Source organism: Petrotoga sp. HWHPT.55.6.3 (assembly GCF_002895495.1).
GTDB classification, from domain to species: domain Bacteria; phylum Thermotogota; class Thermotogae; order Petrotogales; family Petrotogaceae; genus Petrotoga; species Petrotoga mobilis.
The window spans coordinates 17,121-29,477 of the sequence record NZ_AZRJ01000027.1 but is presented as its reverse complement, the minus strand read 5'-3'; the positions used below and the strand labels follow the sequence as shown (position 1 = coordinate 29,477).

General features: G+C 33.5%; 10 protein-coding genes. 9 read left to right on the top strand and 1 reads right to left on the bottom strand.

Annotated features, from left to right (window positions below):
* Nucleotides 1-306: 306 nt before the first annotated feature.
* From X926_RS07975 to X926_RS07950, 7 genes are all read left to right on the top strand, one after another.
* Nucleotides 307-804: a MarR family winged helix-turn-helix transcriptional regulator gene (locus X926_RS07975; RefSeq protein WP_103065689.1), complete on the top strand. Its 498-nt coding sequence runs from the start codon at nt 307-309 to the stop codon at nt 802-804.
* Nucleotides 801-2,534, top strand: a complete 1,734-nt coding sequence (locus X926_RS07970) for an ABC transporter ATP-binding protein (protein WP_103065688.1) — start codon at nt 801-803, stop codon at nt 2,532-2,534. The genes X926_RS07975 and X926_RS07970 overlap by 4 nt, the downstream gene beginning before the upstream one ends.
* Entirely contained in the window at nt 2,531-4,549 is a 2,019-nt protein-coding gene (locus tag X926_RS07965; protein ID WP_103065687.1) for an ABC transporter ATP-binding protein, read from the top strand. The genes X926_RS07970 and X926_RS07965 overlap by 4 nt, the downstream gene beginning before the upstream one ends.
* Nucleotides 4,550-4,866: 317 nt before the next feature.
* Nucleotides 4,867-5,010, top strand: coding sequence for a hypothetical protein (locus X926_RS10190; protein WP_158245229.1), 144 nt, complete (start codon nt 4,867-4,869; stop codon nt 5,008-5,010).
* Between the two features lie 176 nt (nt 5,011-5,186).
* Nucleotides 5,187-5,840 carry an ABC transporter ATP-binding protein gene (locus tag X926_RS07960; protein ID WP_103065686.1) on the top strand — a complete coding sequence of 218 codons (654 nt, stop codon included), beginning with the start codon at nt 5,187-5,189 and terminating at the stop codon, nt 5,838-5,840.
* Between the two features lie 2 nt (nt 5,841-5,842).
* Nucleotides 5,843-6,343: an ATP-binding cassette domain-containing protein gene (locus X926_RS07955; RefSeq protein ID WP_158245228.1), complete on the top strand. Its 501-nt coding sequence runs from the start codon at nt 5,843-5,845 to the stop codon at nt 6,341-6,343.
* Between the two features lie 204 nt (nt 6,344-6,547).
* The gene (locus tag X926_RS07950) at nt 6,548-7,957 is read left to right on the top strand and encodes a TldD/PmbA family protein (protein WP_158245227.1); all 1,410 of its coding nucleotides are present in this window, start codon (nt 6,548-6,550) and stop codon (nt 7,955-7,957) included.
* A 598-nt stretch (nt 7,958-8,555) separates the two neighbouring features.
* Here the strand turns inward: X926_RS07950 and X926_RS07945 are convergent.
* Nucleotides 8,556-10,295, bottom strand: a complete 1,740-nt coding sequence (locus tag X926_RS07945) for a hypothetical protein (protein ID WP_103065683.1) — start codon at nt 10,293-10,295, stop codon at nt 8,556-8,558.
* A 369-nt stretch (nt 10,296-10,664) separates the two neighbouring features.
* Here X926_RS07945 and X926_RS10185 point away from each other — a divergent pair, with 369 nt between their 5' ends.
* Both X926_RS10185 and X926_RS07940 read left to right on the top strand, forming a co-directional pair.
* On the top strand, nt 10,665-10,808 hold the full coding sequence (locus tag X926_RS10185) for a hypothetical protein (protein ID WP_158245226.1): 144 nt from the start codon (nt 10,665-10,667) through the stop codon (nt 10,806-10,808).
* A 344-nt stretch (nt 10,809-11,152) separates the two neighbouring features.
* On the top strand, nt 11,153-12,352 hold the full coding sequence (locus X926_RS07940; RefSeq protein WP_103065682.1) for a hypothetical protein: 1,200 nt from the start codon (nt 11,153-11,155) through the stop codon (nt 12,350-12,352).
* Nucleotides 12,353-12,357: the final 5 nt, after the last annotated feature.

Here is a 12,357-nt window from a genome sequence, read left to right as displayed (position 1 = left end):
GGTGAAAGGGCGCTAATAAAAACTCTTTTCCTCACGGGTGGGAAGCGTTTGCTGGATTGTGCAAACGATGTATTTTTGCAGCCTTATGCAAAAAGTTTTTTGCTGCTTCGTGCAAAACGTCTTTTTGTAATTGTTTTAGAATAATTTCCATACCCTCATTTGCTTCGCAAATGACGTATGCAAATGATGTTACGCGAATTTGGGGATCTTAAGGGGTTTACCCCTTAACGTCCGGCGCTAACACCAAGTTTTAGAATTTCTAAAAGCTGCAATCTAACTATAAGAGAAAAGAAGAGGAGAAAAGAAATGAAAGACAAAACACTTTGCACAGAAGATTTCCCTTTTGATGAACTCAATCCATCAACGATCAACGTTGTCCAACAATTCTTTCAAGTGATGAACCTACAAAGACAGTTAAATTTTAAGATCATGGCAGAAAAAGATGTCTATCCAGGGCAAGGAGTTTGCTTATGGCATATTTCGAAAAATCCTGGAATAAGTCAAATACATCTTGCAAAGCTCATGAATGTTGCTCCTCCAACCGTTTCGTTGATTCTCAAAAGGTTGGAAAAAATGGGGCTCATACTCCGCCAATCCGATCCAAATGACATGCGTACTCTTCAAATCTACTTAACTGAAGCCGGAGAAGAAGAAATAAAAAATTTAAAAACATCCTTTTCAAAGATGGTGAGATACAGCTTTGAAGGGTTATCAGATGAAGAACTCAACACATTTAACGAGTTACTAAAAAAAATATCCAACAACCTATCAAAACATTTACAAAAAGGAGAAGATCAAGGATGAGAACCATACTAAGCAAATATTTAAAACAGTATTATAAAGAAGTAATTTTGACATTGGTTTTACTCACCGTTCAAGCCGTCTCAAACTTATACCTACCAAACTTAAATGCAGACATTATCAACAACGGTGTTGCCAAAGGAGACCTCAATTATATCATACAAGCCGGAGGAAAGATGTTGTTATTTTCCCTATTACTCGTTGGTGCAGCTGTAGGGGCCACATTTTTTGCCTCAAGAATCTCTGCAAAATTTGCGCAGGACTTACGCAGAGATCTTTACTATAAGGTGCTTAGTTTCTCTCAAAACGATATAGACAAATTTGGAACCGCCTCGTTGATAACAAGAAACACGAATGATGTATACCAAATTCAGATGTTGGTATTAATAATGTTGAATGTGATGATCCTTGCACCTATAATTTCAATAGGTGGCGCTATTATGGCTATTCGCCAAGACGTTGTCCTTTCTACTTCCCTTTTAGTGATAATTCCAGTGATGGGAATGGTTGTATTCTTCTTAATGCGTAAGGCAATCCCACTTTTTAGAAGCATGCAAGTAAAGCTCGATAACGTCAACCGTGTTCTGCGAGAAAAATTAATGGGCGTACGCGTCATCAGAGCTTTCGTGAAAGAAAAAAGTGAAGAAAAAAGATTCGATAAAGTTAATGACGACTTAACGCAAACCTCCATAAAAGTAAATAGATTATTAGCATTAGGTATGCCTCTTCTAATGCTCATCATGAACCTTTCAACCGTTAGCATTCTCTGGTTCGGTTCAATGCGAATAGACAGTGGGGCAATGCCAATAGGCAACTTGACAGCCTTCTTAACCTATATAATGGAAATACTCATATCAATAATGATGGCGATGATGATGTTTGTCATGTGGCCTCGTGCAGAAGCATCTGCCGATCGTATCAAAGAGGTATTAGAAACTGAACCTACAATTAATGAACCAGACAATCCTGTTCTTTTAAAAAGTAAAGAAGGTACTGTATCTTTTAAAAATGTGACATTCAAATACGAAGGTGCTGAGAGACCTGTATTAAGAAATATTTCTTTTGAGGCTAAACCAGGCAAAACTACCGCAATTGTAGGTAGTACCGGAAGCGGTAAAAGCACTCTTATAAACTTGATCCCACGCTTTTACGAAGTTACCGATGGGAAGATAGAAATCGACGGTGTAGATATTAGAGAACTGTCGATGGAAAATCTTAGAGACTCCCTAGGTTTTGTACCTCAAAAAGCTTATCTATTCAGTGGAACGATAGCTTCCAATCTAGCATATGGTAAGAAAGATGCAACGGAAGAAGAAATGTGGCATGCTTTAGAAATAGCCCAAGCGAAAGATTTTGTAGAAGAATTACCTGACAAACTACAAGCTCCAGTTGATCAAGGAGGAACGAACTTCTCCGGTGGTCAAAGGCAACGTTTATCGATTGCACGGGCAATTGTCAAAAAACCAAAGATCTATATATTCGACGATAGTTTCTCAGCTTTGGATAATCGAACCGATGCCAACCTTCGAGAAGCCCTAAAGGAAGAGACTAAAAACTCCACAGTTATAATAGTAGCTCAAAGGGTAAGTACCATACTTAATGCAGACTTAATAATCGTTCTAAACGACGATGGAACGATAGAAGGACAAGGAAAACATTCAGAACTTATGCAATCATGTGAAGTCTATAGAGAGCTTGTAAAATCCCAGTTACCAGAGGAGGAAACCGCATGAGTCCCAATAACACAAAAACTTCTAAAAGTTCAACCAATCGACCTATGGGGATGGGAATGGGAAGGCCAGGAGGAGCAACTCCTGGGGAAAAACCAAAAAATTTTTGGGGTTCCTTAAAAAGATTACTTGGATATTTAAAACCTCAATTAGTACCTATTTTGTTCGTTGTTTCTTTTGCCGTTCTTGCTACAATCTTTATGATAACAGCCCCTAAGATAATAGGGAACGCCACCAATGTGTTATTCGAAGGTATAATAAGTAAAAATATGCCTGAAAATATGACAAAAGAAGAAGCTATACAAATGCTTAAACTCTCAGGCAATGATCAAATTGCTGAAATGATTGGGCCAATGAACATAATTCCAGGCCAGGGAGTGGATTATAACAAACTCGTACAAATCTTATTAACCCTCTTGGTAATTTATGGATTATCAGCCCTTTTTAATTGGCTACAGCGATATATGATGGCTGGTGTCTCTCAAAAATCCATCTATCGGCTCAGAAAAGAAGTTGACAACAAACTAGCAAAACTTCCACTTAAATATTTTGACAGTCATTCCCACGGTGATATTCTCAGTAGAGTGACCAACGATATTGATAACATAGGAAGAACGCTTCAACAAACGTTAATACAGATCATAACAGCTACTGTGACTATAATCGGTGTCATCGTTATGATGCTAACGATAAGTCCTTTGCTCACCTTAATAGCCTTGACGCTGATTCCTTTATCTCTAATTGTAACAATGTTCATCGTAAAAAAATCTCAGAAACAATTTGAAACGCAGTGGGACAGCACGGGAAAACTCAACGGTCATGTAGAAGAAACATATTCAGGTCATAACATTGTAAAAGTTTTCAACAAACAAAAAGAAGCTAAAGAAACATTCGACAAAGAAAACACCAGGTTATACCAAGCAAGTTTCAAATCTCAATTCATATCAGGCATAATAAGACCAGCAATAGCCTTTCTAAACAATCTTAACTACGTTGCTGTCAGTGTTATCGGAGGACTCAGAGTAGCAAACGGTCTGATGACACTTGGAGATGTACAGGCGTTCATCCAGTATTCAAGAATGTTTACCCAACCGATAGTTCAAACTGCTAATATTATAAATATTTTACAATCAACTATCGCTTCTGCCGAAAGAGTATTTGAATTCTTAGATGAAGAGGACGAAGTTCCTGATCCAGTCGATCCTGTAGAATTACCTGAAGTAGAAGGAAGAATAGCGTTTGAAAATGTATCTTTCAGTTATGACCCTAACAAACCTTTGATAGAAGGCTTAAACTTAGTTGTTCATCCTGGGGAAAATGTAGCGATAGTTGGACCAACAGGTGCAGGAAAAACAACACTTGTAAACCTTCTAATGAGATTCTACGATGTTACAGATGGAAGAATCACCTTAGACGGTGTTGACATTAGGCAAATGAGAAGATCAGATCTCAGAAAAAACTTTGGTATGGTCCTTCAAGATACCTGGCTTTTTGGAGGCACGATAAAAGAAAACATCGCATACGGTAAAGAAGATGCCTCTGATGAAGAGATCATACAAGCTGCTAAAGCGGCGTATGTAGATCATTTCGTGAGAACATTACCCCATGGTTACGACACAATAATAGATGAAGAAGCTTCGAACCTATCACAAGGTCAAAGACAATTGATAACCATCGCAAGGGCTTTCCTTGCAGACCCCAAAATTTTGATCTTGGATGAGGCAACAAGCTCTGTGGACACGCGTACAGAAACATTAATACAACAAGCTATGGAAAAATTGATGGAAGGGCGAACAAGCTTTGTAATTGCTCATAGATTATCTACAATCAGGAATGCCGACACGATCTTAGTAATGGATCACGGTTCCATTGTAGAAACTGGTAATCACGAAGAACTAATGAAAAATGAAGGCTTTTACTACAATCTCTATATGAGTCAATTTTTAGGAATTGATTTAAAAAAACCAATAAAAGAACCAAAAACATCACAAGAAAATATAGCATCTATCGAAAATTAAGACTTTCTCTCCCCAACTTAGTTGGGATGGAGAATGGATAAAAGTAATAAAATAATTTCTGAAAAGGCGCCCAACATGGGCGTTTTTTTAATTAAAAATTGCCAATAATTTCCACAAACTCTTCTCTATATTCACCTTCAAAAACATAAAAAGAAATAGCAGAAGGTTTTCTCTGTAATACTTTATCAATGTATATTTGAAGCCAATTAAAAAAACAGTTGAAAATCATATGGAAAAGTGTATGATTAAAGTGAAGGGTTGGATTATTTGAAATTTTAGTCTTAAATTAAAAGAATAATTCAAGTGGGTGAAAGAGGATGAAGAAATTTATTGTTGCTTTGTTGATCACTGTTCTGGAGTTAGGGAGTATATTTGTTTTTGGAGAGGATAATGATGGAATAGATAGCACAAATGGTATAGAACCTCCAGAGATTGTAAATGTTGTAGAAGAAGTAGAATAAATGCTTAGTTGATGTTTTTACTTTATACAAGAAATAACCTTTGAAAATGCTTAGAAGATTAGTAACTAGATAAGTTTTCGAAAGAAAAGAATGTGAGGTTAGGAATTATTTGCCGGTAAGAAGTAACCCTGCAGGAAAATTAGTTTAAATGAAAGTGGAAGGAGGAGATTTATCCAATGAAATCAAAAATAATTTCTTCTAACGTTAAAAGATTATTCGAATATTCAAAAAAGTACAGAAAGATTCACCTATACATTTATCTTTTTTCAATTCCACTTACGTTTTTTTTCATAGCCAATCCCTATATTTTGAGATACATGATCGATGAAGTTATATTTCAAAACAAGTTTTCCCTTCTCTTACCTTCCATGTTGGCGTATATAACTGTGGTAGTAGGGCAAGTGGTTCTAGCCTTTTTTGAAAATTATTATGCAAGTGCAAGTGAAGCAGATGTGATAAAGAATGAACAATTGACTTTATACGAAAAGGTTCAAAAAATTCCTTCTGCTTACAACTCAGACAGCCAAATTGGAGATTTCCTCGCTAGGATCACATCTGATATAGATGAAATAGCCAACTTTCTTGTACTAACAAAACCCGTGATAATATTAAACATCATAGATGTTTTCATTATTTTAATTGTTTTATCAACTTTTAGTTGGCAGCTTACTTTGTTGGTTCTTGCAACGATACCTTTATATTATTGGGTATTAAATCATTTCAATAAAAAATTATTAGATGCTTCAAAGAAGGAAAGAAAAGAATACAGCAAGGTCATGGAAAGTCTGAGAGAAAAGATTGAAGGAATAAATATTATAAAGACCAGATAGTTTTGAAAAACATAAACCTCTCCATTGGCAAAAACGAAAAGATAGCGTTGGTAGGAACGAGTGGATCTGGCAAAAGTACGATGGTGAATCTTCTTGTGAGATTATACGATCCCACAAACTGTAAAATAACGTTGGGAAATAAAAACATAAATGATTACAAATTACAAGAAACCAGAGAAAAGATAAAGTTAGTAAGGGGTAATGAACCCTTATTCAACATGACGGTCAAAGAAAACATAATGCTGGATGATGAATTCAGTGAAGAAAAATTCATGAAGGCGGTAAAGAAAGCTAAGGTAGACAAATTCATAGGGCTTTTAGATGAAGGATACGACACGGTAGTGGGAGAAAGGGGAAGTAAGTTATCTGATGGACAAAGGCAAAGGGTAGCGATAGCAAGAGCATTGATAAGGGAACCAAAGGTATTGACATTGGATGAAGCAACGTCATCAGAAACATTCGCCAATCACATAATAAAATGTATAATAACAATAGGAATATGAAATCCCTGTGGAATACATTTACTTGAAACAAAATTAAATAATGCGGCATTTTAAAGGCTTTAGAAATAAAAGATTTTAAAAAATAAAAACAAACGTGGATTGCTGGTCAATGTGAATCTAAAGCAGATGAGTTATAATTTACAGTGATAGAAGTATTTTAAATTTTTTAATATAGTATGCTAACTTTTTATAGGAGGGATAGAAGTGAATTTAAGTGATGCTCAATACTTAGAGATTTTAAACCATTCTCTTTCATCGGGGGGAGAGTATTCGGAAATCTTCTATGAAGATTTTTACGGTACCTCGATTGTTTACGATAACGGTAAAATTGAAAAAATCAATTTTTCAAGTAGAAAAGGTGCAAGTATAAGGGTTGTATCAGCTGAAGAAACGATTTTTGCTCATACTAACGATCCCACGTACGAGAATCTTATGAGTCTTGCCGAGACTTTGAGAAAGAATGCCAACGAAAGGTTTGGCTCTAATGATATTGTAAAGGTTGAAGAATTGAAAGAAGCCGAAAAGAGGGATTTTGCCCCCTTTGAAATATCTTTTGACAATGTATCTGTAGAACAAAAAGTAGAAAAGGTTCTTAAAGGTGTAGAATTACTAAAAAATGCTGATAAACGCATCAAACAAATTGCGGTCTCCTATGCGGATAGTAGTCGAAAGGTAAAAATAGTGAATTCAGAAGGGAAAATAGTTGAGGATATCAGAAATTATCCACACTATGCTGCTATGATATTTGCTCAAGATGAGAAAGGGAATTTGTTTAGAGGAATAATCTCAGATGGAGCAAACATGGGATTTGAATTTTTTACAGATGAGATGATAGAAAAAGTAACAAAAGATGCCGTCAGACAAGTAGTTTCACAAATAGAAGGAGTGGATGCTCCTGCGGGAGAATTCACGGTTGTTTTGTCCTCTGAAGCTGGAGGAACCATGATACATGAAGCATGTGGGCACGGTATGGAAGCAGACTTGGTACTTTCTGGTTCTGTGTACAGAGAAAAAGTTGGAAAGAAAATCGCTTCGGAAAAAATTACCGTTGTAGACGATGGAACAGATAAAAACAAAAGAGGAACCCTTAATTATGATGACGAGGGAACTCCTACCCAGAGGACCGTTTTAATTGAAAACGGTGTGTTAAAAGGATACATGCACTCGAAAATAACTGCCAAAAAATTTGGTGTTGAACCCACAGGTAACGGTAGAAGGGAATCTTATATGGTGTTACCCATCGTTAGGATGAGAAACACGATGATCTTACCAGGAGAAGATGATCCACAAGATATAATTAAATCTGTAAAATACGGTATATTTGTAAGAAAGATGGGTGGGGGACAAGTTGATGTAATAAGTGGTGATTTCCAATTCGGCGTTGATGAAGGTTATATTATAGAAAATGGTGAAATAAAACAATCGATCCGTGGTGCGAGCTTAGTTGGCAACGGATTAAAAGTCTTAGAAAGCATAGATATGGTTGGTAATGATTTGGGATATGGTGTTGGGACCTGTGGTAAAAAAGGTCAAGGGATCCCGATTTCAGGTGCTCAACCTACTGTAAGAATACCGAAGTTAATGGTTGCTGGAACAGTAAAAGCTAACTGGTGACATATCAATAGGTAAAAACCAAAAACATGTTAAAAATCATCGTAATTGAGAATCTCTTTACTTTCATAAAAACACAAAATAGGTTTGAAAGATGAAAAGAGGAATAAATTCCTAATTGACGTTTTCTCGATGTCATTCCAGTAAACTTAGCCAAACCATCATGAGAATGAAAGGAAGTTATCTGTACAAATTCTTGGCTGCTTGTTTGAAAAAAGGTTATCTATGTTATTCATATCCAATTCACTTAATTTTAAATAAATGTTAGAGAACATCCAATTCTTTTTAGAAACGAGGGTATGATCTAAATAGAATCTATGGCGTGTGAGCTTTTGTAAAGCTAAAAATTGAGAACCACTTTTCTTCACCTCTCGAATGAAGGTAAAAGATGATTAAAAAAAGAGATGCCCTAATCTCAGTTGTTGAATGCTGCTTCTTGTTTTATGAGCATTCGCTTTTGAAAAATAGCCTTGCTGACGGCTTAAAGGTGAGATAGTAAAAGTTTTTTGTTCAAAGTAAACTTGGCACAAAGCCAAAAGTAAAAAAGGTGGTGCATTCTATCAATTCATTTTTTTTAGTTGGGTATTCAAGTTATAATGAATTACACAAGTTTTTCAATATTCTCTACAAACTCTTCTCTTTCTTCCCCTTCAAACACATAAAAAGAAAGGGCAGAAGGTTTTCTTTTCAACGTATATTTTTTCACGAATGGATTAATCTCTTTTGGTACTTTCGGTGTGAATTCTTTTGGTATATCCTTTAAATCATAGTACCTACCGTAATTCATTATGAACTTTTCTATCGTCTTTCTTTGTCTTGTGTCAAGACCAATGTAATTTTCTATGAACTCCTTTAAATTCTTTTTATTTAAGTCTTTCATAAACCTTTTTACAACTTCTTTCCTTCCCAAATAAAAAGGATGTTCTTTGAAGGTTATATTTTTGTTTGTGTAGATTTTTGGTTCTTGAACGTTTGTTAGTAAAGAATTAAAATCTATCTTTGGATTTCTTTCAAAGATAGAGTTTGTTAACTCTTTCGTGTAGTAATCACATCTTTCTTCAATTAAACTGTCATCTTCTATCTCTTTAATTATCTTTTTTAGATCGATCTCTTCTTTGTAGTAATGAACGAGGTAAGAGGTAAAGAATTCTGATATTTGTCTTTCTTTTGGAAGGTTTTTAAACTTTTCAAGGTTTATCTCAAATTTTTTATCTATATCCTTCTTTTTCAATTCTTTGATTATACATATAGGTGTGGATGTGGTGATTTCAAACTCAAGAGCATCTATTATGTTTCTCAGGATACTTGGTTGAATGTACTGTGTCTTTGCAGATAAAAACTCTTTCAACGCACTTTCAGAAATGTTTATTGAGTCTATGGGTATCTTTTCTTTTCCTATCTCTTTCATTATGAAAGTCCTCAAGGTTTTTGTGTTTAAGTAATTTCTATTTCTTTTTCTATTTCTATTTCTAATATTCAAAACAAAACATCTGACATCATGAATTGTATATTCAAACTTATTCCATATTATTTTTTTCTTATCGACACTCAACAATGAAACTAAGCGTGAAAAAATAAAGGCAGTTTCATAAAACAACGGATCGTTATTATTCTTTTGTACTCGAAATGTAGTATCAAGGGAATTGAAAACATCAAAGTTATCATCATGGAAATAGTAACCAAGATAGAATCCCAATGGAAAGGTAAAAGCTAAAGCCTTTTCTTTGTTTGTATCTTTCAACCACCAAGATATATTGTTTAAAGCTTGCACCATACCAGAGGGATGTGGAACAGTTTTTAAAACCTTAAATGCTTCGATGTTTAAACAAACTGCTTCTTCGTATCTTTCTTCGTTCTTTTTCCCTCTTGCTTTTGATAGTAATATGAAACCTTTATCACCAAGGTTTTGTTCATAATTCTCACTCCAATATCTTATCTTTTCCATACTTTCATCTGGTTCATAATACAATTCATGTATGTTTCTTAAAGTTTCTACAACAAGACCTCTGACATAAACAGGTATATTATCAAAATTATCTTTTAGTTCCTCGAATACTTTTTTAACTCCCTCTTTCTGTTTAATTCTATTCAATATATGAATTTTTTGATCCAAGAAAAGATAATACAAACCACCCTTCTTTAAACCATTTATCTCTTTATCTATTATCTCAAGAGCTTCATCGTATTTAACATCCCATTTTAATTTCAAAACGTTTATGTAATTGATGATGTTTTTATTTTTATCTGGTCTGTCACTTTCTAAGTAATGAACAACATAATTTAAAATAGGTCTTATGAACTGTCCTTTACTCACAATTTCAACCAAAGATCGAAGATTCATTCTAAGAACCCCCCTGACCTCATGAAATATTTACCTAACGTTATAATAATAGAATATTATTTTACTTTAATTTAACTTAGAAATTTCTCAAAAAAACAGATTGAAACCATTCAAACATAATTATACCACGATACAGATAAAAAAAGAAAAAGAGAATATAAGTAATTTAAAGATAACAAAAATTGTCAAATTTGATTTTAACGTAAGCTTTTTTTGACCGATCTCTGTAATACTTTATCAATAGATATTTGAAACCAATTAAAAAAACAGTTGAAAATCATATGGAAAAGTGTATGATTAAAATAAAGGGTTGGATTATTTGAAATTTTAGTTTTAAATTAAAAGAATAATCTAAGGGGGTGAAAGAGGATGAAGAAATTTGTTGTTGCTTTGTTGATCACTGTTCTGATGTTAGGGAGTATATTTGTTTATGGAGGGGATAACGAGGGAGAAAATGTCACATCTGGTTTAGAACCCACAGCGATTGTAAGGGTTGTGGATGAAGTAGAGTAAATATTTAATCGAAACCTTTACTGCAACATTTGAAAAATCTTGGAAGATTTAAGAAAGTATCTATATAAGTTTTTGAAGGAAAAGATTGTGAGGAGAGGAATTATTTGCCGGCAAGAAGTAACCCTGCAGGAAAGAAGATTAAATCGAAAGGAGGGAAAAAGAATGTACAAGTTAAATGAAGTTAATCTATATGAAAATCCTGGATCAATTTACTATCCGGATGGTTCCACAGATCCCGAGCTTGACTGGGAAATTGTATTTAAATTCAAAACCTAAATAAGTTTGCCAAGCTCCCCCTTAATTCTAAGATTCAAGGGGGGCTTTTAGGAAAGGAGATAAAAAGTATGGAAGGAGAAAATTCAAAATATATTATAAATATACCTATTTCCAGCGGCAAAGTTTTGATAGATTTCTATAGCGGAAATGTTTTATATTTAAATAGAAGTAGTAATGAAATAAAAGAAAAATTAGAAGAATTTGGTTTTTGGAGGAAAAATCAAGAAAAAGTTAAAGAGCTTAAAAATGGGTGGATTGAACAATATACAAAAAATAATAATCCTTCTATTTATATTGATTTAACGACTTTGGATAAAAAATATAAGGAAAACGTTAATAGAATTATAGAAAATTTAGATTCTAACTTAATGATGGTTAATCTTGGGATATTATTATATGGGGAAAACAATAATTTGGATATTCTAAATTTAAATTTTAAAAATATTATTTTTCAGTTAAGAAAAAAAAGCAAAAATATCAATTTATCCTTATTTTTTATGTCTTTAAAAGATCTGACCAAAAATAGTACAACTATCGACAATATTATTAAATTAAAATCTATGACCAAAGATTTACAAATAAACATATCCATAATAGTTGCTATTTCCAATGTGAAAGAATTTTTATTTCTTACCAAAATAGCTCAGAAGTTTGCTAGTGAAGCCTCAATACTAACGACTGTTATATTTTGTAATAATTCAAAAAAAGCAATTAAAGCTTTATCAAATGTTTTATGGAAATATCAGTTAATGGCTTTATATAAAAATATTTTCCTCATTCCTTCTATTAATGATATATATAAGGTGTTTTTCTCATGCACTTACAAAATAGATTTAAAAATATTTGAAGAAGATTTACCTTTACTTTTTGAAGATAGCATGGAAAGAGTAATAAAATTTCTGGGGGGTGGAGTTATCAAGAGTATCGACTATTTTATAAGTACAAATATGTATTTTCCCCCTAGTTTAAAGAGATGCAATGCTGGTAATAGTTTTTTATTAATGAATTCAAAAGTATATTGTTGTTACAAAGATTACTTAAATGAAGATTTTATCGATTTAACTGCTGATAATGTTGAAGAGTTATTGTTGCATAAAATTGATTCCTATAAAAAGATTCATCTTTTATATTCTCAGGAAGATTCTCGGGACAAAATCATTACTTATGGTGGCATGTGCCCTCATGAGGACTTTGAATCACAAAAGAACAATATTTTATCACTACTTAGTATCTTTTTTGAAGCTTATATTTCTTATAAAAGGAGTTGAGTTTT